Genomic DNA, 26017 nt, shown 5'->3' with positions numbered 1-26017 from the left:
GGACATTTTAGGGCCCGAATCTGGGAACTTGCCCGGCGGACTAGAAACCGAGCCGCACCAGCTGCTTCGGATCGCGCTGCCAGTCCTTGGCGACCTTCACGTGCAGGTCCAGGTAGATCCTGGTCCCCAGCAGTGCCTCGATCCCCTTGCGGGCGTTGGTTCCCACTTCGCGCAAACGGCTGCCGCCCTTGCCGATGATGATGGCCTTCTGCGAGGGCCGCTCAACGAAAAGGTTGACGCGCACGTCCAGCAGCGGGTTGTCCTCGGTGCGTCCTTCCCGGGGCACGATTTCCTCCACCACGACGGCGAGCGAGTGCGGAAGTTCGTCGCGTACGCCTTCCAATGCCGCTTCGCGGATCAGTTCGGCCACCATGACCGCTTCGGGTTCATCGGTGAGCTCGCCGTCCGGGTACAGCGGCGGGGATTCCGGCATGTGGCTGATCAGGACATCGGCGACGGTGTTGACCTGGAAGCCGTCGGCGGCCGACACCGGAACGATGTCCGCCCAGCCCTCGCCGCCGAGGGTTTCCTTCCCGAGCGCCGCCACGGCGAGGAGCTGCTCAGTGAGCGCTTGTTTGTCGACGAGGTCGGTTTTGGTCACGACGGCGATGATCGGCTTGCGTCCGACGCCGGCCAGCTGCGTGGCGATGAATTTGTCGCCGGGGCCGATCTTTTCGTTCGCCGGAATGCAGAAGCCGATGGCGTCGACTTCCGCAAGCGTGTCAGCGACCAGTTCGTTCAGGCGCTTGCCAAGGAGGGTGCGCGGCCGGTGCAGCCCGGGGGTGTCGACCAGGACCAGCTGGGCATCTTCGCGGTGCACGATTCCACGGATGGTGTGGCGGGTGGTCTGCGGCTTGGCCGAGGTAATAGCCACCTTCTGGCCTACCAGCGCGTTGGTCAGGGTGGATTTTCCCGCATTAGGCCGGCCGACCAGAACGGAGAAGCCCGCGTGGAAGCCGCTGAAGTCCTGGCTGGTGTCGAAGGTCTTACTGTGCTTGCTCACGTGGTGCTCCCTGTTGCTTTGTCTCGGCTTCATCCAGAAGCCCGTCAAGGTCAGTGTCTTCCTTCGGCACAGCGGCCGCAATGATGTGGCTGACCCGGTTCCGCCGGCCTTCCAGCCTATCGGCCCGCAGCGATATTCCCGCTACCTCGACAGCGCTGCCGACAATCGGCACCCGGCCGAGGGCTTTGGCGAGCAGGCCGCCGACGGTGTCCACTTCGTCGTCGTCGAGGTCGACGTCGAACAGCTCGCCGAGGTCGTCGATGCTCATCCGGGAACTGACCCGGTAGCTGCCGTCACCCAGTTCGGTGGCGTCCTCGACGCCGGCGTCATACTCGTCGACGATCTCGCCGACGATTTCCTCGATCAGATCCTCCAGTGTCACCAACCCGGCGGTTCCACCGTATTCATCAATCACGATGGCCACGTGGGTGGATTCCTGCTGCAATTCCTTCAGCAGCTCGTCCACCGGCTTGGACTCGGGAACAAAGCGGGTCTCACGGGCCAGCGCATCGACGTCGTGCGTGCCAGGATGGGCGTCCGGCCGGTGCAGCGCGGCGGCAACATCCTTGAGGTAGAGGATCCCCCGGATCTGGTCGGCATCACCTGCGATGACCGGAATCCGTGAGTAGCCCGAACGCAGGAACAGCGCCATCGCATCCTCGAGGCCGGATCCGGATTCGATGCTCACGATGTCCGTCCGCGGAACCATGACAGCACGGACCAAGGTATCGCCGAGGTCGAAGACCGACTGGATCAGCTCCGCCTCGTCGTCTTCAATCACATCCGACTCGCTGGCACGCTCGACCAGTTCGCGGAATTCCTCTTCGCTGAAGAAGAACTCGTCGCCTCCGGGCGCGCCGGGCGCCACTGCGCTGCCGAGCGAGACGAGCCACGCCGGTATGGGGCCGAGGACCCAGCAGAGGAAGCGGATGAGCGGTGCCGTGAACTTCGCGACGCCGCTGGCGTGCGCCCGGCCCAGCTGCCGGGGTGAGACGCCCACCAGGACGAAACCGATGACCGCCATGATGCCCGTGGCCGCGAGACCGGCCAGCCAGATGTTCTCCAAAAGGCTGTGCAGGACGAGCGCAACGGCGACGGCCGCTGCCATTTCGAACCACACGCGCCAGAACCGCAGGGCCCGCATATGCGCCACGGGCTTGGCCAGGATCCGGCGGAGGGCAACACCCTTGCCGTTGCTGACGGCCAGCTCCGCCTCGTGGCGGGGAAGGAAGTTGAAGGCGGCCTCCGCCGCGGTGAGGACCGCGACGAAGCCGAGGAAGACAACCGCCATCCCGACCAGGATGAGCGAGGTCACTGCATGGTCTCCATGGGGGCGTCCTTGCCGAGGAAGGCCGAAAGCAGCTCACGCTGGAGCGAGAACATCTCTTCCTTCTCCTCAGGCTCGGCGTGGTCGTAGCCCAGCAAATGCAGGATGCCGTGGGTGGCCAGGAGCAGCATTTCCTCCTGCGTGGAGTGCCCGGCATTGCGGGCCTGGACTTCGGCGACCTGCGGGCAGATCGCGATATCGCCAAGCATGCCCTGCGGAGTGGGCTTGTCCGGGGTGCCCGGGGTGAGTTCGTCCATCGGAACCGACAGGACATCCGTGGCACCGGGCTCATCCATGAGCTCGATGTGCAGCTTCTCCATGGCGGCTTCGTCCACCAGCAGAATGGAGAGTTCCGCCTGCGGGTGGATGTACAGACGCTCGAAGATGAAGCGGGACAGCGTCACCAGCTGAGACTCGTCCACCTGGACGCCGGATTCGTTGTTGACCTCGATGCTCATCGCTGCGTTCCCCGCTTCTTCTGGCTGTCAGTTGTCCGTTCCGGCTGGCGGTGCTTCTCGTCCCAGCTGCTGTAGGCCGAGACGATGTCCGCCACGAGGCGGTGGCGCACGACGTCGCCGGCATCGAGGACCGAGAAGTTGACGTCGTCGATTCCGTCCAGGATTTCCTGGACCACCCGGAGACCGGAGCTCGCGCCGAAGGGCAGGTCCACCTGGGTGACGTCGCCGGTGACCACCATCTTCGAACCGAAGCCAAGGCGTGTCAGGAACATCTTCATCTGTTCCGGCGTGGTGTTCTGGGCTTCGTCCAGGATGATGAAGGCGTCGTTGAGGGTGCGTCCGCGCATATAGGCCAACGGGGCGACCTCGATGGTGCCGGCGGCCATGAGGCGAGGAATCGACTCCGGGTCCATCATGTCGTGCAGTGCGTCGTAGAGCGGACGGAGGTACGGGTCGATCTTGTCGTTGAGCGTGCCCGGGAGGAAGCCAAGCCGCTCCCCCGCTTCCACGGCAGGGCGCGTGAGGATGATGCGGGTGACTTCCTTCATCTGAAGCGCCTGGACGGCCTTGGCCATGGCCAGGTAGGTCTTGCCCGTGCCGGCCGGCCCGATCCCGAAGATCACCGTGTTGTCATCGATGGCGTCCACATAGTTCTTCTGGTTCAGCGTCTTGGGCCGGATGGTCCGGCCACGGCTGGAAAGGATGTTGTGGGTCAGCACGTCCACGGGGCTTTGGATGGTCTGGCTGCGCAGGAGGGCCACAAGCTGCTTGAGGGCCTCCGGGGTCATGACCGTGCCTTTGTCCACGAGCGCGCGGACCTCTTCGAGGAGGCGCATGATCCGGGGAACATCCGCGGGCGGACCGCTGAAGGAAAGTTCGTTGCCGCGGACGTGGAAGTCGATTCCGGGGAACTGCTCCTCGATGTACCGCAGCGCTTCATCGTGGCTGCCGAGCGACTGGACCATCTGATCCGCGTTGTCGAAGACGACTACCTCCGTCCGGCTGCCCGGAACTGAATGCGGAAACTCGGCCGGAGCCGTCTCGGCGCTGCCAGCCCGTGGCCGCCCGTTCAAATCTGTCATGGTGTTGGCCGTGTGGCCTGCGCTCCTCCGCTATGGATGTGTGGCTCCCGGGTCCGCCCCGGAATTGTTTCCAATCCTACGCCAGCAGCCCCGCGCGGGGGCGGCAACAGCGCGACGACGTCCCAAACAGCCGGCCCTTCATGGAAAACATGTTTGGTATCAACTCAGTATCGGCCACGTATCAATACCGTTTCAGTTCAGCCTCCGCCGGTAGAACCGCCTTTCCGGCATCCTGCGCTGTGCCAAGCTGGGTATGAAGCCCGTTGGAGGGCGTCATTGACGCCTGTCCAGGGGCGGGCATCAACAGCAAGGAAGCCACGGGAAGCCGGGCGCGGACAAGGAACCAGGACAGCGATGAACATGCGGGGAGAAGGCAGGCGGAGGCATTCCGTCCTGTTCGCCTGCGCACTGTCCGCTGCCCTGCTGCTCAACGGCTGCATCGCAGACCGTCCCACCCCCCAGACTGCGGGTACCCCGGAGTCACAACGGCAACAGCAACAGCAGCCCGCTGACAGCGGCCTCGGCAGCAACGCTCCCTTGGAGACAACCCAGGCTTCGAACAAGATTCCGGTCTACTGGATCGGGCGCAACGGCAGCACTGTGGCGTTGCACCGGGAGTTCCGTGACAACCCCGGCACAGAGAACCCGATCACCACCGCGCTGCGGGCGATGATGACCGAAAAGCCCTTGGACCACGACTTCTTCACCCCGTGGCAGGAACCTGCCGACCTGGCGACCTCCGTATCCGGGAAGAACGTTGTGACGGTGGACATCTCCCGGGACGCGTTCAACTCGAACCTCGACGCCGGCATGGCGCAGCTTGCCGTCCAGCAGCTGGTGTACACGGCCACCGCAGCCGCCGCGAGCTCAGGGCTGATCGATTCCGGCCAGCAGATCCAGGTGGTGATCCTGGTGGACGGGCATAAGGACTTCATGGCCTTCGGCCAGGTCAAACTCGGTGAACCCATGGTCCGCGATGCCTCCAAGGTGGCGCCGGTGTGGATCATCGACCCCCAGGAAGACCTGACGCTCGGCGCAGGACCGGTCAAGTTCAATGGCCGCGCGACTGTCGAGGGCGCCAAGCTGAAGTGGCAGCTTTTCCGGGAAGCTGCCAACAGCGAAAAGGCCCTCTACCTTGACGGTGAGACCACGTCCTCCGAAGTAGCGGGCCAGGGCGGTACGTTCACCTTCACCGTGGCGCTCGGCGCCGGCCGCTACGAACTGCGCGTGTCGTTGCCGGCCCGGGCCGGCGATCCGGGATCCACGGACACCCGCTCCTTCAACGTAGGCTGAAGCGGCCGGCTACCAGCGGCCGAGGATGTCGCTGGCCAAAACCACCGCCGCGGGACCTGCCGTCGAGGAACGCAGCACATGGGTTCCAAGCAGCGCCGTCACGGCGCCCTCATCCGCGAGGCGCGTAACCTCGCGGGGTGAGATCCCGCCCTCCGGACCCACGATCAACAGCACCTCGCGCACCTGGGCAGTGTCGTCGACAGACAGCGTGCCGCCGTCGGGCAGGCCATCAAGCCAGGTGGTCAACGCCTGCCGCAAAGGGCGCTTGGCGTCCTCGTGCAGGATTACGGCCAGGTCCGCTCCCGCAACTGCCTTCGCCAGTCCGGAACCGTCGACGGCGGGCCGCACCTCGGGAATCCATGAGCGGCGGGCCTGCTTCGCGGCCGCTGCCACCACGGACTGCCATTTGGCATGGGCCTTCGCGGCCCGCTCGCCCTTCCAGCGGACGATGGAGCGCTCCGACTGCCATGGGATGACGGCGTCAACACCAAGCTCGGTGGCAGTCTCAATGGCGAGTTCGTCACGGTCGCCCTTGGCGAGGGCCTGGACCAGCACGAGCCGCACTGCGGGACGGGGCTCGTCCCGCAGTTCCACGACCTCGACCGTTAAGGTTCCCTGTGCCGCTTGGCGCACCGTGCCGACGAGGCGTACGCCCGCGCCGTCCGTGATGTCGACGGCTTCGCCGGCTTCCAGCCGCTTGACCGTCACGGCATGGCGGGCCTCGACGCCGTCGAGCTCGAAAACGCTTCCGGGCACGAGTCCGTCAAGGGCGCCGGCAGGGGCAAAAAAGACGGGGTTGCTCATTGGTACAGGCTATCGGGGCTACAGGTTGCCGAGCTTGTCCCGCAGCTTCGCGAACATGCCGCCGCTCGCTACGAGCTTGCCTTCGGTGAACTGTTCGCCGCGGAGCTTCGCGAGCTGGCGGAGCAGGTCCTCCTGGGCGGCATCGAGCTTGCCCGGGGTTTCGACGTGCAAGTGCACCTTGAGGTCGCCGCGGCCGTAGCCGCGCAGGTGCGTGACGCCAAGGCCGCGGAGTGTGATGACCTCGCCGGACTGGGTGCCGGACTTGACGTCCACTTCCTGCGGACCGTCAAAGGTTTCAAAAGTGAGCTCCGTGCCAAGCGCGGCCGCTGTCATCGGGACGCTCAGGGTGGCGTGCAGGTCATCGCCTTCACGGGTGAAGGTGGGGTCGCTGTTGACCCGGATCTCGACGTACAGGTCACCGGAGGGGCCTCCTGCGGGACCGGCCTCGCCCTGGCCGGACAGCTGGATGCGGGTGCCGGTGCCGACGCCGGCGGGCACCTTGATGGTGAGCGAGCGGCGGCTGCGGATGCGGCCCTGGCCGTTGCACTCGTTGCACGGGTCCTTGATGACCGTGCCGAAGCCTTCGCAGGAGCCGCAGGGGGCCGCGGTCATGACCTGGCCCAGGATGGACCGCACCGCGCGCTGGACCTGGCCGCTGCCGCCACAGATGTCGCAGCGTTCCGGGTGGGTACCCGGGCGGCAGCAGGATCCGTCGCAGCTGGGGCAGATGACAGCGGTGTCCACCTCGAGCTTCTTGTTCACGCCGAAGACGGCGTCGCGCAGGTCCACGCGGACGCTGATCAGGGCGTCCTGGCCGCGCCGGGTGCGTGAGGCCGGGCCCTGCATGCCGCCGCCACCGCCAAAGAAGGTATCGAAGATGTCCTGGAAGGCGAAGCCCTGGCCGGCGTAGCCGCCGCCGAAGCCGTTGTCCGTGCCGTTCTCGTTGCCGGTGGCGTCGTAGACGCGGCGCTTCTGGGGATCGGACAGGACCTCATAGGCGTGCGTCACGGCCTTGAACTGTTCGGCGACGTCCTCCCCCGGGTTGACGTCGGGATGCAGCTTGCGGGCGAGCTTGCGGTACGCCTTCTTGATCTCCTCGCCGGTGGCTTCCGGGGAGACGCCCAGGACGTCGTAATGGCTGCTCAAAGTCGGTATCTCTTCCTTCTTGTCCTGCTGTTCTTGCTGCGGTCTCCGGGCTAGCTGCCCAGGATCCTCGAAAGGTAACGGGCCACCGCGCGGACGGCGGCCATGCTGCTGGGATAGTCCATGCGGGTGGGGCCGATGATGCCGATCTTCGCCGCAGCGCCAGGCCCGTAGCCCGTAGCGACCACGGACGCTTCGGACAATCCGTCGTAGGGATTCTCCCGGCCGATGCTGACCGTGACCCCGCGCGGATCTTCGGCCATTTCGGAGAGCAGTCGCAGCATCACGACCTGCTCTTCAAGCGCCTCAAGCACCGGGCCGATGCTCAAGGGGAAATCCACGTTGGAACGGGCGAGGTTGGCGGTTCCGGCCAGCATCATCCGTTCGTCGCGGCTGCTCTCCGCAAGTTTGTCCAGGCCCCGCGCAAGCACGGCGGCGGCCCCTTGGAGAGCCGGCGGGCACAAGGCCACCACCGGTGCGAGAAGCTGCGGCAGGTTCTCCAGCGGGGCACCCGAGATGCCCGTGAGGAAGCGGCCGCGCAATACGGTGAGGTCTTCGTCGCTGACGTCCGCTCCGGCGTCGACGACCCGCTGTTCCACCTTGCCGCTGTCCGCGATCAGCACCACCAGCACCTGCCGCGGTGCCAGCAGGACAAACTCGATATGCCGCACCTTCGCGCGGCTGGAGTGCGGGTACTGCACGACGGCGACCTGGTTGGTCAGCTGCGACAGCAGCCGGACGGTGCGCTCCAGGACATCCTCGACGTCGTCGGAGCCCTCCAGCAGGGAATGGATGGCCCGCCGTTCGGCGGCAGAGAGCGGCTTCACCGCGGAGATGCGGTCCACGAAAAGACGGTAGCCCTTGTCCGTGGGGATGCGGCCGGCGCTGGTGTGCGGCGCGGCGATCAGCCCTTCTTCCTCGAGCAGGGCCATGTCGTTGCGGATCGTGGCGCTGGAGACGCCCAGGTGATGCCGCTCGACCAGGGCCTTCGAGCCGACAGGTTCGCGCGAATGCACGTAGTCCTCGACGATGGCACGCAGCACTTCCAGCTTGCGTGGCTCGCTCATGCCCTGCCCTCCCGTCGGTCTCTTAGCACTCAACATGCCCAAGTGCTAACAAGTCTATTATGCGCCGGGCCGTTGTTAGCATTGGTACCGCCCGCAGCGAACACGGTTTCTGCGGCTTCCGGCGGCACTCCGCAGCCGGAACCAACCCCTTGAGAACGAAGTGGTGTGACGCTGTGTCCTACGACAACTGGGGCCCCGGGGCGCTTTCGGCTCCGGCCAAACGGGTACTGCCCGAGGTGCCTGCGGAGCGCGGGATGGTCCTCGAAGACGTCCAGTCCGGCTGGGTAGGCGCGGTGGTACGCATCGAAAAGTCCGGGGGCATGCACATCGTGGCCCTGGAGGACCGGCACGGCCGCACCAAGTCCTTCCAGCTCGGCTTCGGCTTCCTGCTCGACGGGCAGCCGGTGAAGCTCCTGCCGCCCGCGCCGCGCGCGAACGGTCCGGTACCCGCCGGACGCACGGCCTCCGGTTCGGTCAAAGTGGCCGGCCAGCGCGCACAGGTGGCCAAGGCGAGCCGCATCTGGGTGGAAGGCAAGCACGACGCCGAACTCGTCGAGAAGGTCTGGGGTGACGACCTCCGGGTGGAGGGCATCGTCGTCGAGCCCCTGCACGGCGTGGACGACCTCAAGGCCGCCATCGCGGACTTCTCCCCCGGCCCGGGACGCAAGCTCGGCATCCTGGTGGACCACCTGGTCCCCGACTCCAAGGAATGGCGGATTGCCGCCGAGGCCATGACCCTTCCGGGTGCCGCCGGCAACGTGCTGATCGTCGGCCACCCTTATGTCGACGTCTGGCAGGCCATCCGGCCCAAGACCCTCGGGATTGAACGCTGGCCGGACATTCCGCGGGGCACCGATTGGAAGACCGGCATCCTGAAAGCCTTCGGCTGGCCGCACTCCACCGCGGAGGACATCGGACTGGGCTGGCAGAAACTGCTCGGCGCGGTGCGCAGCTACGCAGACCTGGAAGCATCCATGCTCGGCAGGGTGGAAGAAGTCATCGACTTCCTCACCGCTCCCTGAGCCTCCCCCGGCCCCGCGTCCGGATGCCTCCCACGCCATGCCGCCGGGGTGTCTCCGGAAGTCCGCCGGACCCAGTATTCTGGGACAGCACCATCACTGGAACCAAGCTCCTAAGGAAGAAACAGTGGCAGAGAACGCTCCCGACGGGATGGACGCCCCGCAGGGCCGTCCCCAGTACCACGGCGTCCCTGCCAACGCGCTTCCACTGACCGCGGGCGAAGACCGGCAGTGGGCAACGCTGGCCCACTTCGGCGGTATCCTGGGCTGCATTCCGGCCCTGCTGATCTACCTGATCTTCAAGGACCGCGGGCCGTTCACTGCGCAGGAATCCAAGGAAGCCCTCAACTTCACCCTGCCGCCCACCATCGCCGCGGTGATCGCGAACATCCTGGTGATCCTGCCGGGAATCGGCAACATCTTTGCCCTCATCGCCACGGGCATCTGGATCGTGCTGACCTGCTTCGCAGTCTCGGCCGGGATCCGCGTGAACCACGGCCAGCCGCACCGCTACCGCTTCAACCTGCGCTGGATCAAATAGTCGGATCACATAGCCGTATCAAGCGGGCGGGCGACGGCCGAGGCTACTCCGGCAGCAACCTCCGGACCACCGCGTCCGCGAGCAACCGCCCCTTCAGCGTAAGGACCAGCCGTCCCTTGAACGCCGCCGCGGGCTCAACCAGCCCGTCTGCGATCAGGCCAGCCACCGCATGCCGCCCGACGGCGTCGAGCGCGTCGACTTCCAGTCCGCTGCCCAGGCGGGCCTCCAGCATGATCCGTTCCATCTCCCGGGTGCCTGCGTCGAGGGTTTCCCGTCCTGCCGCCGGGGACTCCCCTGCGGCCAGCCGGTTCGCGTAGGCCACCGGGTGCTTGACGTTCCACCAGCGCACACCGCCCACATGGGAGTGTGAGCCGGGACCGATGCCCCACCAGTCGTCGCCGCGCCAGTAGGCCAGGTTGTGACGGCAGGCGTGCTCCGGCGTCCTTGACCAGTTGCTGACCTCATACCAGGCGAGCCCGGCGGCGGTGATGAGTTCGTCGGCGAGCTCGTACTTGGCGGCATGGTCGTCGTCGTCGATTCCGGGAACTTCGCCGCGCCGCATCTGCGCGGCGAGCTTGGTGCCGTCCTCGACGATCAGCGCGTAGGCGCTGATGTGGTCCGGACCGTAGGACAAGGCGGTTTCCAGGGAGGTACGCCAATCGTCCATCGACTCGCCCGGGGTGCCGTAGATGAGGTCGAGGCTGACGTCGAGGCCGGCCTCGCGGGCCCACTGGACTGCCTGCGGGACGCGTTCGGGGCTGTGGGTACGGTCCAGGACCTTCAGCACGTGCGGCACGGCCGACTGCATTCCGAAGGACACCCGGGTGAAACCGGCTTCCGCGAGCAATTGGAGGGATTCCGGCGTCACCGAATCCGGGTTCGCTTCCGTGGTGACTTCCGCTCCGGGTTCCAGGCCCCAGTGCCCGACGGCGGCGCCCAGGATCCGTGCGAGGTCTTCCGCCGGGAGCAGCGTGGGTGTGCCGCCCCCAAAGAAGACAGTGCTGATCCTGCGCGGCGGCAGGCCGGAGGCCTCCAGTGCGCGTGCCGCGAAGTCGACTTCGGCGACGGCCGTTTCGGCGTAGGCGTCCTGGGAGGCGCCGCCGCCCAGCTCCTTCGCCGTATAGGTGTTGAAGTCGCAGTACCCGCAGCGCACGGCGCAGAACGGGATGTGGACGTACAACCCGAAGTGGCGGGAACCGACGCCGTCCAGCACCTGCGGGGGCAGCAGGCCGTCCGCGGGTGCCGGATCGCCGAGGGGAAGGGCGCCTGGCACTACTTCTTGGCCTTGTCCTTGGACTCGTCGGTGGTGAGCGCGGCGATGAAGGCTTCCTGCGGGACCTCGACGCGGCCCACCATCTTCATGCGCTTCTTGCCTTCCTTCTGCTTTTCGAGCAGCTTGCGCTTACGGGTTATGTCACCGCCGTAGCACTTGGCAAGCACGTCCTTGCGGATGGCGCGGATGTTTTCACGCGCGATGATGCGGGAACCGATGGCGGCCTGGATGGGCACCTCGAACTGCTGCCTCGGGATGAGTTCGCGCAGCTTGGAGGTCATCATGACGCCGTAGGCGTAGGCCTTGTCGCGATGGGTGATGGCGCTGAAGGCGTCCACCTGTTCGCCTTGGAGCAGGATGTCCACCTTGACGAGGTCGGCCACCTGTTCGCCGTCGGCCTTCCAGTCCAGCGAAGCGTAGCCGCGGGTCTTGGACTTGAGCTGGTCGAAGAAGTCGAAGACGATTTCGGCGAGCGGGATCCAGTAGCGCATCTCCACGCGGTCCTCGGACAGGTAGTCCATGCCGCGCATCTGGCCGCGGCGGCCCTGGCAGAGTTCCATGATGGCGCCGACGAACTCGTTCGGGGCCAGGATGGTCGCGGCAACCATCGGTTCGCGCACTTCATTGATCTTGCCCGACGGGAATTCCGAGGGGTTGGTCACGGTGGCCACGGACTTGTCCTCGAGGGTGACCTCGTAGACCACGTTCGGGGCGGTGGAGATCAGGTCCAGGTTGAATTCGCGCTCAAGGCGTTCGCGCACGATTTCCAGGTGCAGCAAGCCCAGGAAGCCCACGCGGAAACCGAAGCCCAGGGCTGCGGAAGTTTCGGGTTCGTAGACCAGCGCGGCGTCGTTGAGCTTGAGCTTGTCCAAGGCTTCGCGCAGGTTCGGATAATCCGTGCCGTCCAGCGGGTACAAGCCGGAGAACACCATGGGCTTGGGGTCCTGGTAGCCGCCCAGGGATTCGGTGGCGGGCCGGGCAAGGTTGGTGACGGTGTCACCCACCTTGGACTGGCGCACGTCCTTCACACCGGTGATGAGGTAGCCCACCTCACCGACGCCCAGGCCCTTGGACGGGACGGGCTCGGGCGAGCTGACACCGATTTCGAGGAGCTCGTGGCTGGCCTTGGTGGACATCATCTGGATCCGCTCGCGCGGAGTCAGCTGCCCGTCCACAACGCGGACGTAGGTGACCACGCCGCGGTAAGTGTCATAGACGGAGTCGAAGATCATGGCACGGGCCGGAGCGTTGGCGTCGCCCACCGGGTTCGGAATATCGCGGACGATGCGGTCCAGCAGGGCCTCGACGCCGACACCGGTCTTGCCGGAGACCTTCAGGACTTCCTCGGGGTCGCCGCCGATCAGGTTCGCCAGTTCTTCGGCGTACTTTTCGGGCTGTGCCGCCGGAAGGTCGATCTTGTTCAGCACCGGGATGATGGTGAGGTCGTTCTCCATGGCCAGGTAGAGGTTGGCCAGGGTCTGCGCCTCGATGCCCTGCGCGGCGTCCACGAGCAGCACTGCGCCTTCGCAGGCAGCCAGGGAGCGGGAGACTTCGTACGTGAAGTCGACGTGGCCGGGGGTGTCGATCATGTTCAGCGCGTAGGCGGTGTTGTCCACTTCCCACGGCATGCGGACGGCCTGGGACTTGATGGTGATGCCGCGCTCACGTTCGATGTCCATGCGGTCCAGGTACTGGGCCTTCATGTCGCGTGCCTGCACCACACCGGTGAACTGGAGCATCCGGTCGGCCAGGGTCGACTTGCCGTGGTCGATGTGGGCAATGATGCAGAAGTTCCGGATGATGGCCGGATCTGTTGCGGCAGGCACCGGGGCGGTGCGGGCCATGGGAGACACGCAGGGTCCTTACTGTCGACACTCACGCGGAATAGTGCCCGGACGTCCCCGCCCTGGCATGCACCGCAATATCTGAACTCATAGTGTCCCACGAACCATGGCTCCGGCGCGCATCGGCATCCGCCTTCCCCGCTGTCGAGCCGGATACGGTGGTGGCATGGCACCAGCGAAGCGTTCCCTTGCAGGCAGGATCCTCACCGCACCCTTCCGGCTCCTTGTCCGCCTGGTCTCCGGAAACAAGGCCCCGACAGCGGCACGGCGCCGGCCGGGAACCGCACCAGGGAAAATCTCCGCCAAGCGGCCCGCCCTGACGCGCGCCGGCGTCGGGCGTTATCCGGGCGACTTCCAGGGAGCGGTGACGCCGCGCTACTCCCCCGCGCCGGACGGGCGGCCCGACCCCGGCGAGGTGGTGTGGTCCTGGGTGCCCTTTGAAGAGGACCACAGCCAGGGGAAGGACCGGCCGGTGCTGCTGATCGGCAGCGACGGGCCGTGGCTTCTGGGGCTGATGCTGACCAGCAAGGACCATGACAACAGCCACCGTTCGCAGGATTATGTCGACGTCGGATCCGGCGCCTGGGATCCGCGGCGGCGGCCAAGCGAGGTGCGGCTGGACAGGATCATCAGGGTGGACCCGCAGGGCATCCGCCGCGAGGGTGCGGTGCTGGACGCCCGGGCGTTCCGCCGGGTGGCGGATGCGCTGCGGACGGCCCGGCCATCCGCGCCACGCCGTCACCGCTGAACCGCCGTGCGGTGCGGCCCGTCTTTCTGCTAGCATTGATGGCTGTATGTCCGTGCAGGTCGACGGGCATGCATGGTTGGCTGCCATAGGCATCCCCACGCCGCTCAGTCGATGGCCAACCTGACAACCCTCTAGACCATTTCCGCATTAAAAAGAGAGTTCACACACGTGGCTAATATCAAGTCCCAGAAGAAGCGCATCCTCACCAACGAGAAGGCTCGCCTGCGTAACAACGCCGTCAAGTCTGAGCTGAAGACGGCCATCCGCGCCGTCAACACCGCCGTTGAGTCTGCTGACAAGGATGCTGCAACGACTGCTCTTGTTGCTGCCAGCCGTAAGCTGGACAAGGCTGTCAGCAAGGGCGTTATTCACAAGAACAACGCTGCGAACCGCAAGTCGGCGATCTCCAAGAAGGTCAACGCACTCTAAGGTTTTTCCAGTTCGACTGAGCTGAAATTGAGGCCGGCCCTTTCGGGCCGGCCTCATCGCATTTAAGCGCTGCCTTTGCTCGCGCCGGGCGCGGCGGCGGTCAGCGGCCGCGGGCCGAGGTGGCGATGACCGTGACGGCGTGTTCGACGGCGTAGACGGGATCCCTCGAGAGGCCCTTCACCTGGGCGTCCGCCTCAGCTGTGACCTGGATGGAGCGGATCAAGCCCTCCGGAGTCCAACGGCGGACGTCCCGCTGTGCCTGCTCGACAAGCCAGGGCTGCATCCCGAGCTGTTTGGCGATCTGCGCGGAGGAGCCTTGGGCACCGGCGACCCGTGCCAGGGTCCGCAGTTTCGCGGCCAGGGCTGCGACCAGGGGAACGGGGTCCACGCCCGTGGCCAAGGCGTGCCGGAGGCTGGACAGGGCCAAGGGAGCGTTGCCGGCCATGGCCGCGTCCGCCACCTTGAACGCCGTGGCTTCAACCCGCCCGCCGTAGTAGCGCTCCACCATGGCGGCATCGACGGCCGTGGTCGCGTCTGCGATCAACTGCCGGCAGGACGCCGCAAGCTCGGACAAGGATGCCCCCACGGCATTGACGAGGGCCTGGACGGCCTCGCCGTCGATCCGCCGGCCGCCCGCTTTGAACTCCGCCACCACGAACGCCGTTTTCTCCGCGTCCTTCTTCAGCGGCTGGCAGTCGACCACGGGCCAGCCTGCGCCTTTGACGGCGTCGAGCAGTTTCTTGCCCCGGGTACCGCCGCTGTGGCGGAGGATAAGAACAACATCGTCCTCGGGCTTCGCCACGTAGGCCAGAGCGTCGGCGAGGAACGCCTCGTTCATGGCTTCGAGGCCTTCGACCTCCACAAGCTTTCCTTCGCCGAAGAGCGACGGCGTCACGGTCATGGCCAAGGTGCCGGCCTCGTAGGCGCCGGCGTTCAGCTTGGTGACTTCGACGTCGGGCATGGAATCGCGGACGAGGGTACGGAGGCGGTCCATGGCCCGGATGCCCAGGTACTCCTCGGGTCCGGTGATAAGTACTACGGCGGCCGGGGTGACGTCCCGCCAGCTGGCCTGGTTCGCCGACGGGGTCTTGGCCTTGGAGGCCGGAGCAGCAGCCAACTGTGCTTCCTTCCGGTGGTTTTGGTGCAGGGTTCCAGTCTCCCACGTCTGCCCGGCAGGCCCGAGCCGGGTCCGGCGCGGTGGCGCGCTGCCGCTGCGACGCAGTCGATCCACAGCTCGAGCTGGCGGTGAAGGCGCAGGACGGCGTCCACGCAGCTCAGCGGATGCGCTGCGATCCACAACAGCACCAGCGTCACGGCAGAGCCCATGACCATGGTGAACACACCCCACGGGCCCTCGGGCCACGGCTGTACCGCGCCGGGCAACCCGGCGAAGAAGCGCGCCAGGGCGGCGATCGCGCCTCCGCACACCGCGGCGGGGGCAATCAGGAGCGAGGCAGCTCCGGCGTGCAGCGGGAGCACGGGAACGGCCAGGGTGCCGAGGATGGTGACCGGGGCGACGAAGGGCGCCATCACGACGTTGGCAGGCAAGGAGAAGGTGGTGAACTGCGGCTGGATCCCTACAAGCACGGGTGCGCAGAACAGCTGGGCCGAGAGCGGGACGGCGACGGCCGCCGAAAGCGGCCGTGGCAGCCAGGACGGAGCCCCGTCCATGAGTGGGCGGGCGAGCAGGACGATGCCCAAGGTTGCGAGCACCGACAACAGGAAGCCGGCGCTTCCAGCCAGCGTCGGTTCGATGACCAAGAGCACAGAAACGGCCACGCAGAGAAAACCAAGGCTGCGACCCGGCCTGCCGTTGCTCAGGGCCATGAGCCCGATCGCACCCATGACGGCGGCACGCAGGACGCTCGGTTCCGGGCCCACCAGCCACACGAACGCCGCCAGCCCGGCCAGTGCGGCGGCGGCCGCCGTTGCCCGGCCCAGGCGGAATGATCGCGCCAGCATCACGAGCATCCCGAGGATCAGGCTGCAATTGGCGCCGCTGACCGCCGTCAGGTGCGTGGTCCCCGTGTCCCTCATGGCAGCGAGCAAACCCTCATCCATGCCATCGGTGTCGCCGATGACCATCCCAGGCAGCAGTCCTGCGGCATCGCCTCCCACTGCGCCGGCCGCCTTCCGGTAGCGTTCCCGCATCGCTGCGGCCCAGTCGCCGTCATCATGGCCTCTTCCAGCGCCGTGCCGGTCCGCCGTGCGCTCGGGACTGTCTACAGGGGGTAAGGGGCGAGTGCGGGCCGAGAACACGGCGGCCTCGGCTTGCCCGGGAGCTGCCGCCGTCAGTTTTCCCGCCGCGCGGACGCGCTGGCCGGCCCGCATATCCTTCCAGTCGGAACCTCCGGCGACAAGGAGCCGTGTGCCCGGCCGGTACATCCGGCCGTCGACGGCGAGGTCCAGCAACTCGGCGCCGATCAACCAGCGCTCCGTCCCCCCGGCCCCGGCACGGGCCTGCCGGGCATCCCCGGTCACCAGGAGGTTCACAAGGACGGAGTCCCCCTCCGCGTGCTGTCCCAGATGCGCCAGCCCGGAGCGGTCCGTGGCCACGGCGAAGGTATGTGCCGCCACAGCGCTTCCCAGCAGGCACGCCAGCGCCAGGCCCGCCGTCAGGCTGCGGGGAAAGGCGCGGGAAGGACGCACCCGGCGCTTCGCACCGCCCAAGAGCAGCAGAACGGTACAGAGCAGAAGAAACCCCATAAGGGCCGCCGACCACACTGCCGGGAGGCGCGTACCAGCCAATGCCACAATCCACGTTACGGCCGCTACAGGTACGAGCCTCAGGTCGAGCCGCCGTTCCGGATCTTCTGCCGCGCGGCTCATACCGTCACCAAGGGAAGCAATGCTTCGAGCATTTTCGGTCCAACGCCGTCCACGGCATCGAGCTCTTCGACGGCGGCAAACGGCCCGTGTTCCTCGCGCCACGCAACGATGCGTTCGGCAAGCACGGGGCCCACCCTGGGCAAGGAATCCAGTTCCTCCACGGACGCCGAATTGATATTGACCTTGCCGCCGTCCCCGCTATGGGCTGCGCTGCCGCCACCAGGCGCCCCGGTTCCCGAGGAACCGTTCCCTCCGCCGGCATTCGCGGCCGGCGCCTCGCCCGGACGTGGCACATGGACCTTGGCGCCGTCCTGGATGACGGCGGCGAGGTTCAAACTGTCCAGCGCGGCACCATCGACGGCGCCACCGGCAGCGGCAATCGCTTCAAAGACACGGGAGCCCACGGGAAGCCGGACGATTCCGGGCTTCTTCACGGCCCCGGCGACGTGCACCACCATGCTGCCCTCGAGCCCTTCCGTGGCGTCCGCGGACGGCGTCCCGCCAGCCACAGCTGCATCGGACGCAGTGCCAACGACCTCCGTTCCCGCCGAGGGCAGCAGTTCCCCTCCGGCCCACGTACCCGACCACGCCTGCCAGCCCAGCCAAAGCCCCAGAAGAACGACGGGAACCAGCAACAAGGCGGGTACGCGCCACGGCACCCGCCAGCGGAACCGGGCCGTCCCGCGGTCATGCTCGTTAGCCCGCCCGGCGTCGGAAGTCTCCTCCTGCAGTTCCGGAAAGGAGGCCTGCGGCAACAGGGGCTGGTCGGCAGGCTCTTCCGGTGCCAGCCGCGCCCTCAGCCGGTGCCGTGCTGCGCGCGCGGCATCGCCGGCTAGCGGGTCATGGTTCCGGCGCGGCATGCCTCCGAGCCTAGGATCGCAGCGGCCGCCGCGGCGTCCGCGGGACGGCTTATGTGGAAAGACTCCCTTACCACGGCCTTGTGGAGGACGAGTGGCGGCTAGGACGCTGCAGCCGCTGCGCCGGGAGTGCTGCTCTCCCCCACGATGACGGCGAGGACGCCAAGGCCCGCGTGGGCTCCGAGCACCGCGGGGAGGGCGCTGAGCTGAGCTTCGGGGATGTCCGGGCACAGCGCGGCCAGCCGCGTGGCGAGCCCTTGGGCTTCGGAAAGGTTTCCGAAGTGGTGGACCGCCAAGCGCGCTTCCCCGGAAGGCCGGGCGGCGACGTCAGCGGCCACGATCTCCTCGAGCCGGGCGATAGCCTTCGCCGCGGAACGGACCTTTTCGAGCGGAACGATCCTGCCGCCGTCGACCGCGAGGATGGGTTTGATGGCCAGCATGGTGCCCAGCAGCGAGGCTGCGGCGCCAATGCGCCCGCCGCGCCTCAACTGCTCGAGGCTGGGCACATAGAAATACACCTTGGTCCGCTGGAGCCGTTCCTCCGCGAACTCACGCACGGCCGTAGCCGCACGGCCGTCCGCCGCGGCGAGCAGGGCGCTTTGCACGCCCATGCCCTGCGCCATCCCGACCGTCCGGGAATCAAGCACCTCCACCGGAATCGGAACCCGGCCGGCCGCGAGCGTGGCGGCCTCCACGGTCCCCGAGAGCTCCGCCGAGATGTGGATGGACACCACCGATTCGAATCCCCGGGCCGCAGCGGCGAGGTACGCCTGCTCGAACTGTCCCGGCGACGGCCGCGACGTCTTGACCGGAGATCCTGCGGCAAGGGCGAGGGCCAGCGTGGTGATGATGTCGTCCTCGCCCTCGCCGAAGATCTCCTCGCCCACCATCACCGGCATCGGCACGACGGCCAGCCGGCCGTCCTCGACAAAAGCCTTCACCCAGTCGGCGGGCAGCGCAGCGGCGGAATCAGTCACGACGGCGGTGCGTACGACGGCGGCCGGGGCACCTGAGGCGCGACCCGCCGTCGTCGGCTGGCGCAGCCGGGACAGACGCTGTTTCAGCCACAACCATGCGGGCGGTTCGCGGTCGGGCAAGGCCACCTCCTGGGCTCGGGCATCGGACGGGAAGATGCGAAGGGCCGCCGGCCGGAAGCCGGCGGCCCTTTCCGGCTAGGCCGGAACGATGTTCACCAGTTTGGGTGCCCGCACGATCACTGTGCGGATGCCACGCCCGTCGAGTGCCCGTTGGACGTTCCCGCTGGCCAGGGCCAGTTCGCGGAGTTCGTCCTCGGCGATGTCCGGGGAAACTTCAAGGCGGTCGCGGACCTTGCCCTGCACCTGGACGACGGCGGTGACGGTTTCCTGGACCAGCAGGGATTCGTCATGTGCCGGCCAGCCGGCGTTGGCCACGGAAGCCGGGTGGCCCAGCAGGTTCCAGAGGTCTTCGGCCGTGTACGGGGCGAAGAGGCTCAGGATCACGGCGACGGCTTCGGTGGCTTCGCGGACTGCGGGGTCCGCGCCGCCGGCACCGGAGTCGATGGTCTTGCGGGTGGCGTTGACCAGTTCCATGAGCTTGGCCACGACCACGTTGAACTTGTTGTTGTCCAACAGTTCCGCAGCCTCGGCGATGGTCCGGTGGGTGACGGTGCGGAGGGCGCGGTCACCGCCGGCGAAGTCGACACCGGGTTCGCTGCTGACGTCCTGGCCCAGGCGCCAGGCGCGGGCCAGGAATTTCGCCGAACCGGCCGGCGAAACGTCGGCCCAGTCGACGTCGTCCTCAGGCGGGGACGCGAAGACCATGGTCAGGCGTACGGCGTCCACACCGAACTTGTCCAGCTGCTCGCCGAGGTCCACGCCGTTGCCGAGGGACTTGCTCATGGCCTTGCCGCCGTTGAGCACCTGGCCCTGGTTCAGCAGGGCGCTGAACGGCTCGCTGGCTTCCAGCAGGCCCATGTCATGGACCACCTTGGTGAAGAAGCGGGCGTACAGCAGGTGCAGGATGGCGTGCTCCACGCCGCCAACGTACTGACCTACCGGCATCCATTCGTTGATCTTCGCCGGGTCGAAGGGACCCTCGGTGAAGTGCGGGGAGACGAAGCGCAGGAAGTACCAGGAGGAGTCCACGAAGGTGTCCATGGTGTCGGTGTCCCGCTGGGCGGCGCGGCCGCAGTTGGGGCATTCGACGTTGACCCATTCGGCGGCTGCGGCCAGGGGCGAGGTGCCCTTGGGGGCCAGGGCTTCGCCGCGCAGGTCGGAGGGCAGGACGACGGGCAGCTGGTCATCGGGGACCGGGACTTCACCGCATTCGGCGCAGTGGATGATCGGGATGGGCGTGCCCCAGAAGCGCTGGCGGCTGAGCAGCCAGTCGCGCAGGCGGAAGTTCACGAACTTCTCGCCGGTGCCCAGCTTTTCGAGGATGGCGATGGCGGCCGGGATGGCTTCGGCCTTGGAGAGTCCGTCCAGTTCGCCGGAGTTCTTCAGGGTGCCCTCGCCGGAGGTGGCGATGCCGCTCTCGGCGGGATCGTCGCCGTCGGTGTCCAGCACGGCGCGGACCGGCAGGTCGAAGGCCTTGGCGAAGTCGAGGTCGCGCTGGTCGTGCGCCGGAACAGCCATGATGGCGCCGGTGCCGTAGTCGGCCAGGACGTAGTCGGCGGCCCATACGGGCAGCTTCTCGCCGTTCAACGGGTTCACGGCGTAGCGGCCGGTGAAGACGCCGGTCTTTTCGCGTTCGGTGGACTGCCGTTCGATTTCGGAGAGGGCCTTGACCTTCTCGCGGTAGGCCATCAGTTCGTCATGCTGTTCGGGGGTCACCAGGTCCAGTGCCAGGTGCGCGTCCGCGGCGACGACGAAGAAGGTTGCGCCGTACAGGGTGTCCGGGCGGGTGGTGAAGACCGTGACTTCCTTCTCCGGGCGCTCGCCGGCGGCTTCGATGACGAAGCGGACGTGGGCGCCTTCGGAGCGGCCGATCCAGTTCCGCTGCATGGCCAGCACGCGTTCGGGCCAGTGGCCCTGCAGCTGGGACATGTCATCCAGCAGGCGGTCGGCGTAGTCGGTGATCTTGAAGTACCACTGGTTCAGGGACTTCTTGGTGACCGGGGTGCCGCAACGTTCACAGGCGCCGTTGACGACCTGCTCATTGGCCAGCACGGTGAGGTCCTTGGGGCACCAGTTGACCGGGGAATCCTTGCGGTAGGCCAGTCCGCGCTCGTAGAAGCGCTTGAACAGCCACTGGGTCCAGCGGTAGTACTCGGGGTCCGAGGTGTGCAGGCGGCGCGACCAGTCGGCAGAGATGGCGTAGCGCTTGAAGGAGGCCGCCTGGGTGTCGATGTTGGCGTAGGTCCACTCACTGGGGTGGGCGTTGCGCTTGATGGCGGCGTTCTCGGCGGGCAGGCCGAAAGAGTCCCAGCCGATGGGGTGCAGGACGTCGTAGCCCTTCTGGCGGAGGTAGCGCGCAACGACGTCGCCCATGGCGAACGCTTCGGCGTGGCCCATGTGCAGGTCGCCGGAGGGGTACGGGAACATGTCCAGCACGTAGCGGCGCTCGCGGGAGCCGTCGTCGAGGGGGGTGAAGACCTTGAGGTCTTCCCACACCTGCGGCCATTTGGCCTCCATTGCGGCGAAGCTGTAGACACCCTCTTCGGGGGTGTTCGCCGTGCCTGCCTGTGCTGCTCCGGTTTCGGTTTCCGGGTGAACGCTCACTGCTGCCCTCTTCTGTTCTTCCTTGGCGGTTTGGCCTCCTGCTGCAGCCCAGGGAAATCCCCGGACACACAAAAGCCCCTCGACAAGGAGGGGCGGCCGCTCGGTAACTCCGGTACCGGGCGGCTAGCTAAGCAGAAGGATCGCACGCATAAACACACTCTATCGCACCAATCCCATGGCCCGGGCGCTATCGCACCAATCCCATGGCCCGGGCGCTGGTACTACGCAACCAGCCGAAGGGGCCGGTGACTCCCCGCCATGGTGTGGTGGGCACCGCGAAGCGGGCGGGCGGGAGTCACCGGCCCCGAAGGCCGGAGGCTGGAACTACTTAACGTCCTCGTCCACCCAGTCCATGGACTTGGTGACGGCCTTCTTCCAGAGTCGCAGCTGGCGTTCCTGCTCCTCGGCCGGAAGCTGCGGTTCCCAGCGCTTGTCCTCGCCCCAGTTGGCGGACAGCTCGCCGAGGTCCTTCCAGAAGCCGACGGCGAGGCCGGCCGCATAGGCTGCGCCGAGTGCCGTGGTTTCCACGACCTTCGGGCGGACGACGGGCACCCCCAGGATGTCGGCCTGGAACTGCATGAGGGCCTCGTTGGCGACCATGCCGCCGTCGACCTTCAGCTCGGTGAGCGGAACGCCGGAGTCGGCGTTGACGGCGTCGAGCACTTCGCGGGTCTGGAAGGCGGTGGCCTCCAGTGCCGCGCGGGCGATGTGTCCCTTGTTGGCGAAGCGGGTGAGGCCCACGATGGCGCCGCGGGCGTCGGCACGCCAGTAGGGAGCGAAGAGCCCGGAGAAGGCCGGGACGATGTACACGCCGCCGTTGTCCTTCACTGCTGCCGCCAGGGTTTCGACCTCGGGCGCGGTGGAGATCATGCCGAGGTTGTCGCGCAGCCATTGGATCAGGGAACCGGTGACGGCGATGGAGCCTTCCAGGGCGTAGTGTGGCTTGTCGTCGCCGAGCTTGTAGCCCAGCGTGGTGAGCAGGCCGTTCTTCGAGTGGACGATTTCTTCGCCCGTGTTGAAGATCAGGAAGCAGCCGGTGCCGTAGGTGTTCTTGGCTTCGCCGGGCTGGAAGGCGGCCTGGCCGAAGGTGGCTGCCTGCTGGTCGCCGAGGATGCCCGCAACCGGCACTTCGCGCAGCAGCTGGGAGCTGTGGACCTGCCCGTAGACCTCGGAGGAGGACAGGATGGCGGGCATCATGGAGGCCGGCACGCCGAACGCGTCCAGGATCTCCTGGTCCCACTGCAGCGTTTCGAGGTCCATGAACATGGTGCGCGAGGCGTTGGTGACGTCGGTGGCGTGCACGCCGCCGTCCGGGCCGCCGGTGAGGTTCCACAGCACCCAGGCGTCGGTGTTGCCGAAGATGAGGTCGCCGGCTTCGGCCTTCGCGCGGGCGCCTTCGACATTGTCCAGGATCCACTTGATCTTGGTGCCGGAGAAGTAGGTGGCCAGGGGGAGGCCGACCTTCTGCTTGAAGCGTTCCACTCCCCCGTCGGCGGCGAGTTCGTCGACGATCGACTGGGTGCGGGTGTCCTGCCAGACGATGGCGTTGTACACCGGCTCACCGGTGTTCTTGTCCCAGACGACGGCGGTTTCGCGCTGGTTGGTGATGCCGACGGCGGCGATGTCGTGCCGGGTCAGGCTCGCCTTGGAGAGGGCGGAGCCAATGACTTCGCGCACGTTGTCCCAGATTTCCACCGGGTTGTGCTCCACCCAGCCGGCCTGCGGGAAGATCTGTTCGTGCTCCATCTGGCCGGTGGAGACGATGTTTCCTGCGTGGTCGAAGACGATGGCGCGGGAACTGGTGGTTCCCTGGTCAATGGCGATTACGTACTGGTTCACGGTGACGTCCTTGTCCTTTTGGTGCTGTCTGACGGATGGTGTGGGAGATTACTGGGCCGCGGTGGCGATGATCGGGACCCAGAGTGCGACGAGGCCGCCGAGGGCGCCGCCGATCAGCGGACCGACGACGGGAACCCAGGAGTACGCCCAGTCGCTGGAGCCCTTGCCCTTGATGGGCAGGATGGCGTGGGCGATGCGCGGGCCGAGGTCACGTGCCGGGTTGATGGCGTAGCCGGTGGGGCCGCCCAGGGAGACGCCGATGCCGACGACGAGCAGGGCAACGGCCAGCGGGCCGAGGCCGGAGGGGGTGCCGCCGAAGGTCAGGATGACGAAGACCAGCACGAAGGTGCCGATGATTTCGGTGACGAGGTTCCACGGGGTGGAGCGGATGGCGGGGCCGGTGGAGAATACGCCGAGCTTGTTGGCGGCTTCCGGTTCGGCATCGAAGTGCTGCTTGTGGGCCAGCCAGCACACCACCGCACCGAGGAAGGCGCCGAGCATTTCCCCGCCGAAGTAGGTCAGGGTGGAGGCGAAATCGACGGCGACGCCGGGGGCATATTCAGCCTTGCCGTTGACGAGCAGGCCGAGGGTGACGGCGGGGTTCAGGTGGGCGCCGGACTTGACGGCGACGAACACGCCCGCGAACACGGCGATGCCCCACCCCCACGTAACCATCAGGAACCCGCCGTTGTTGCCTTTCGTGCCTTTCAGGGCCACATTGGCCACGACGCCGCAGCCCAGCAGGGTCAGCATGGCTGTGCCAAACACTTCGGACAGGAACACAGTTCCAAGAGACATCTTTGACTCCTCATTTTCATTTGGTGCGGCCCCGCGGGTTCTTGGGGCCGTCAGGCCTGCAGGGTGCCGCAGGCCTTGCGCCGGGGCCGTCCGCGCGAGCGGCGGACGCCCCGGCCATGTTCCCCGCACGACGGCGGCGAACAGCTTTTGGGGGTGCTAAGCCACCAGGCTGTGCACCGTGACGCGGTGGAAGCGGCGGAGGACTTCCTGTGCGTGCTGGATTTCCTGCGCCTTGCGGGCGTCGTCCCAGCCGAGCGGGCCGGCGAGCACGGCGGCCAGTTCGTTGAGCAGTTCTCCGGTGACCAGGCCCCGGAAGGCCAGGGAGGTCCGGCGGATCAGCACGTCCACCAGGTGGCCGATCTGTTCGTGCTCTGCCATGAACTGGACTTCGCGCACGCTCAGTTCATGGGTGGAGCGCAGGAGTTCGTCGTTGCCGGCCTTCAGGTAGTCCAGGACGGCCTCGGCGCGGGTGCCGTAGCGGGACAGCAGGCCGGCGACGCGGTCGGCGCCGAAGCCCGGGGACATGTGGCGCTTGATCCAGTCCTGGACCCCTTCCTCGGTGGACGGGAAGCCGGCGCCGCCGCCGATGGCGAGCTTCGCCGTCGAGACCTTGCGTTCCATCTTCAGTTCGGCGAGGACGTCGTTGCTGAGGTGTTCAGCGAGAGCGCGGAAGGTGGTCCATTTGCCGCCCACCAGGGATAGGACGACGGCGGAGCCCGGGCCGCCGGGGACGCTCCGCTCGATGCGGTAGTCGCGGGAGACGAAGCCCGGCTGGGTGTCGTCGTGCCGCGGCAGCGGACGGACGCCGGAGAAGCTGTAGACGATCTGGCTGCGGTCGACCTTGATCGCCGGGAAAACGTGCCCCACGAGGTCGAAGAAGTAGTCGATTTCCTCTTCGGTGCAGACGGCGTCTTCGGCCATGTCGGCGTTGACGTCGGTGGTGCCGACCAGGACGCGGTCGCCCATGGGGTAGATCAGCACGATGCGGCCGTCGGTGTGTTCGAAGAAGATTTCGCGGCCCTTGCAGGCGGCCAGCAGTTCCGGGTGGTCCAGGACGATGTGCGAACCCTTGGTGCCGCCCATGAAGGTGCTCGGCTGGCCGAGCGCATCGTTGGTCAGGTCCACCCACGCGCCGGTGGTGTTCACGATGACGTCCGCCTGGAAGGTGAATTCCTCACCGGTGAGTTCGTCGCGAAGCCGGGCTTCGCCGTCGGACATGGACACGAGGGAGACATAGTTGCTGGCGCGGGCCGAGCCGCCGGCGAGGCCGCTGACCGCTCCTGCCTTCGCGCCGTCCTGCAGTACGTCCAGGGTGAGGCGCTCGGGGTTGTGCACTGAGGCGTCGAAGTAGGTGGCGGTGTACTTCACCTTGGGATCCAGCGCCGGCAGCTCTGCCAGCGCGGCGTCCCGGCCGCGGAACTGGTGGCGCGGAACAGTGCCGCCGTCGCGGGAGAAAGAGTCATAGAGGCTCAGGCCGAGCTTGATGAGGAAGGCGCCGCGTTCCTTCGGCTTGCCCTGCTTGTGGGTGAGGAAGCGGATGGGAGCGGAGAGGACGCCGGAGAAGGTGCTGAAGATCGGGATGGTGGTCTGCAGCGGCTTGACGTAGTGCGGTGCGATCTTCAGTAGGCGGTTGCGTTCGACGACGGACTCGCGCACCAGCCGGAACTCACCGTTTTCGAGGTAGCGGATGCCGCCGTGGATCATGTGCGAGGAGGCGCCGCTGGCGCCCTGGCAGAAGTCACCGCGTTCGACGAGGGCAACGTCCACGCCCTGCAGCGCCAGGTCCCGGAAAGTGCCGACGCCGTTGATGCCGCCGCCGATGATCAGGACCTTGGCCTGGGGCCGGCTGCGCAGGGCTGCGACAGAGGCCCGTTCGCTTGCGGAAGGGGAATTCGTGGTGTGTCCCAAAATGGCTCTCCTGGGCTGGGTTGTGACGCTCGGGTTGTGCGCCGTATCACTTCG

22 protein-coding genes are annotated in these 26017 nt (G+C 67.0%); 5 read left to right on the top strand and 17 right to left on the bottom strand.

The window, feature by feature from the left end; genetic code table 11:
- Positions 1–40 precede the first annotated feature (40 nt).
- From era to BIU82_RS10380, 4 genes are read right to left on the bottom strand one after another with little or no spacing between them, the layout of a single operon-like run.
- Positions 41–1003 (bottom strand): GTPase Era, encoded by a 963-nt coding sequence (gene era, locus BIU82_RS10395; protein WP_070349399.1) that lies wholly within the window; start codon positions 1001–1003, stop codon positions 41–43.
- Positions 987–2318 carry a CNNM domain-containing protein gene (locus tag BIU82_RS10390; RefSeq protein ID WP_070349398.1) on the bottom strand — a complete coding sequence of 444 codons (1332 nt, stop codon included), beginning with the start codon at positions 2316–2318 and terminating at the stop codon, positions 987–989. Before BIU82_RS10390 ends, era begins: the two co-directional genes overlap by 17 nt.
- Positions 2315–2788: an rRNA maturation RNase YbeY gene (gene ybeY / locus BIU82_RS10385; RefSeq protein WP_070349397.1), complete on the bottom strand. Its 474-nt coding sequence runs from the start codon at positions 2786–2788 to the stop codon at positions 2315–2317. The genes BIU82_RS10390 and ybeY overlap by 4 nt, the downstream gene beginning before the upstream one ends.
- The gene (locus BIU82_RS10380; protein WP_070349396.1) at positions 2785–3870 is read right to left on the bottom strand and encodes a PhoH family protein; all 1086 of its coding nucleotides are present in this window, start codon (positions 3868–3870) and stop codon (positions 2785–2787) included. Before BIU82_RS10380 ends, ybeY begins: the two co-directional genes overlap by 4 nt.
- Before the next feature lie 354 nt (positions 3871–4224).
- On the opposite strand from BIU82_RS10380, the gene BIU82_RS10375 reads away from it, so the two are divergent.
- A complete protein-coding gene (locus tag BIU82_RS10375; RefSeq protein ID WP_070349395.1) occupies positions 4225–5163 on the top strand; it encodes a GerMN domain-containing protein in 939 nt (312 codons plus the stop codon).
- Between the two features lie 9 nt (positions 5164–5172).
- Here the strand turns inward: BIU82_RS10375 and BIU82_RS10370 are convergent, their stop codons facing one another.
- From BIU82_RS10370 to hrcA, 3 genes are read right to left on the bottom strand one after another with little or no spacing between them, the layout of a single operon-like run.
- Positions 5173–5967 (bottom strand): 16S rRNA (uracil(1498)-N(3))-methyltransferase, encoded by a 795-nt coding sequence (locus tag BIU82_RS10370; protein WP_070349394.1) that lies wholly within the window; start codon positions 5965–5967, stop codon positions 5173–5175.
- Positions 5968–5985: 18 nt separating this feature from the next.
- Entirely contained in the window at positions 5986–7113 is a 1128-nt protein-coding gene (dnaJ, locus tag BIU82_RS10365) for a molecular chaperone DnaJ (RefSeq protein WP_070349393.1), read from the bottom strand.
- A gap of 50 nt (positions 7114–7163) precedes the next feature.
- A complete protein-coding gene (hrcA, locus tag BIU82_RS10360) occupies positions 7164–8177 on the bottom strand; it encodes a heat-inducible transcriptional repressor HrcA (RefSeq protein ID WP_070349392.1) in 1014 nt (337 codons plus the stop codon).
- 173 nt (positions 8178–8350) lie between these two features.
- On the opposite strand from hrcA, the gene BIU82_RS10355 reads away from it, so the two are divergent.
- Both BIU82_RS10355 and BIU82_RS10350 read left to right on the top strand, forming a co-directional pair.
- Entirely contained in the window at positions 8351–9199 is an 849-nt protein-coding gene (locus tag BIU82_RS10355; protein ID WP_070349391.1) for a DUF3097 domain-containing protein, read from the top strand.
- A 124-nt stretch (positions 9200–9323) separates the two neighbouring features.
- Positions 9324–9737, top strand: a complete 414-nt coding sequence (locus BIU82_RS10350; RefSeq protein ID WP_070349390.1) for a DUF4870 domain-containing protein — start codon at positions 9324–9326, stop codon at positions 9735–9737.
- Positions 9738–9780: 43 nt separating this feature from the next.
- On the opposite strand, the gene hemW is transcribed toward BIU82_RS10350, so the two are convergent.
- The gene (gene hemW / locus BIU82_RS10345; protein ID WP_070349389.1) at positions 9781–11010 is read right to left on the bottom strand and encodes a radical SAM family heme chaperone HemW; all 1230 of its coding nucleotides are present in this window, start codon (positions 11008–11010) and stop codon (positions 9781–9783) included.
- Positions 11010–12863 carry a translation elongation factor 4 gene (gene lepA / locus BIU82_RS10340; RefSeq protein ID WP_171906531.1) on the bottom strand — a complete coding sequence of 618 codons (1854 nt, stop codon included), beginning with the start codon at positions 12861–12863 and terminating at the stop codon, positions 11010–11012. Before lepA ends, hemW begins: the two co-directional genes overlap by 1 nt.
- 157 nt (positions 12864–13020) lie before the next feature.
- On the opposite strand from lepA, the gene BIU82_RS10335 reads away from it, so the two are divergent.
- Positions 13021–13602 carry a type II toxin-antitoxin system PemK/MazF family toxin gene (locus BIU82_RS10335; RefSeq protein WP_070349387.1) on the top strand — a complete coding sequence of 194 codons (582 nt, stop codon included), beginning with the start codon at positions 13021–13023 and terminating at the stop codon, positions 13600–13602.
- Positions 13603–13770: 168 nt separating this feature from the next.
- Positions 13771–14031 carry a 30S ribosomal protein S20 gene (rpsT, locus tag BIU82_RS10330; RefSeq protein WP_070349386.1) on the top strand — a complete coding sequence of 87 codons (261 nt, stop codon included), beginning with the start codon at positions 13771–13773 and terminating at the stop codon, positions 14029–14031.
- A gap of 100 nt (positions 14032–14131) precedes the next feature.
- Here the strand turns inward: rpsT and holA are convergent, their stop codons facing one another.
- From holA to BIU82_RS10290, 8 genes are all read right to left on the bottom strand, one after another.
- Positions 14132–15148 (bottom strand): DNA polymerase III subunit delta, encoded by a 1017-nt coding sequence (gene holA, locus BIU82_RS10325; RefSeq protein ID WP_070349385.1) that lies wholly within the window; start codon positions 15146–15148, stop codon positions 14132–14134.
- A complete protein-coding gene (locus BIU82_RS10320; RefSeq protein WP_171906530.1) occupies positions 15067–16737 on the bottom strand; it encodes a ComEC/Rec2 family competence protein in 1671 nt (556 codons plus the stop codon). Before BIU82_RS10320 ends, holA begins: the two co-directional genes overlap by 82 nt.
- Positions 16738–16856: 119 nt before the next feature.
- Positions 16857–17720, bottom strand: coding sequence for a ComEA family DNA-binding protein (locus tag BIU82_RS10315; protein WP_070349383.1), 864 nt, complete (start codon positions 17718–17720; stop codon positions 16857–16859).
- Between the two features lie 98 nt (positions 17721–17818).
- Entirely contained in the window at positions 17819–18814 is a 996-nt protein-coding gene (locus BIU82_RS10310; RefSeq protein WP_070349382.1) for a DegV family protein, read from the bottom strand.
- Positions 18815–18889: 75 nt separating this feature from the next.
- Entirely contained in the window at positions 18890–21418 is a 2529-nt protein-coding gene (gene leuS / locus BIU82_RS10305; protein ID WP_070349381.1) for a leucine--tRNA ligase, read from the bottom strand.
- Positions 21419–21742: 324 nt separating this feature from the next.
- The gene (gene glpK / locus BIU82_RS10300; protein WP_070349380.1) at positions 21743–23257 is read right to left on the bottom strand and encodes a glycerol kinase GlpK; all 1515 of its coding nucleotides are present in this window, start codon (positions 23255–23257) and stop codon (positions 21743–21745) included.
- Positions 23258–23305: 48 nt separating this feature from the next.
- The gene (locus BIU82_RS10295; protein WP_070349379.1) at positions 23306–24055 is read right to left on the bottom strand and encodes an MIP/aquaporin family protein; all 750 of its coding nucleotides are present in this window, start codon (positions 24053–24055) and stop codon (positions 23306–23308) included.
- Positions 24056–24211: 156 nt separating this feature from the next.
- Positions 24212–25963: a glycerol-3-phosphate dehydrogenase/oxidase gene (locus BIU82_RS10290; RefSeq protein ID WP_070349378.1), complete on the bottom strand. Its 1752-nt coding sequence runs from the start codon at positions 25961–25963 to the stop codon at positions 24212–24214.
- Positions 25964–26017 lie beyond the last annotated feature (54 nt).

The organism is Arthrobacter sp. SW1 (genome assembly GCF_001766675.1).
Lineage (GTDB): Bacteria > Actinomycetota > Actinomycetes > Actinomycetales > Micrococcaceae > Arthrobacter.
This window is presented reverse-complemented; position numbering and strand designations above follow the sequence as displayed.

What these genes read in the sequence shown, in the direction of transcription:
- ybeY (WP_070349397.1), bottom strand. Translation starts at nt 2,788, where the DNA reads ATGAGCATCGAGGTCAACAACGAATCCGGCGTCCAGGTGGACGAGTCT.
- BIU82_RS10380 (WP_070349396.1), bottom strand. Translation starts at nt 3,870, where the DNA reads ATGACAGATTTGAACGGGCGGCCACGGGCTGGCAGCGCCGAGACGGCT.
- BIU82_RS10375 (WP_070349395.1), top strand. Translation starts at nt 4,225, where the DNA reads ATGAACATGCGGGGAGAAGGCAGGCGGAGGCATTCCGTCCTGTTCGCC.
- BIU82_RS10370 (WP_070349394.1), bottom strand. Translation starts at nt 5,967, where the DNA reads ATGAGCAACCCCGTCTTTTTTGCCCCTGCCGGCGCCCTTGACGGACTC.
- hrcA (WP_070349392.1), bottom strand. Translation starts at nt 8,177, where the DNA reads ATGAGCGAGCCACGCAAGCTGGAAGTGCTGCGTGCCATCGTCGAGGAC.
- BIU82_RS10335 (WP_070349387.1), top strand. Translation starts at nt 13,021, where the DNA reads ATGGCACCAGCGAAGCGTTCCCTTGCAGGCAGGATCCTCACCGCACCC.
- BIU82_RS10320 (WP_171906530.1), bottom strand. Translation starts at nt 16,737, where the DNA reads ATGGGGTTTCTTCTGCTCTGTACCGTTCTGCTGCTCTTGGGCGGTGCG.
- BIU82_RS10315 (WP_070349383.1), bottom strand. Translation starts at nt 17,720, where the DNA reads ATGCCGCGCCGGAACCATGACCCGCTAGCCGGCGATGCCGCGCGCGCA.
- BIU82_RS10295 (WP_070349379.1), bottom strand. Translation starts at nt 24,055, where the DNA reads ATGTCTCTTGGAACTGTGTTCCTGTCCGAAGTGTTTGGCACAGCCATG.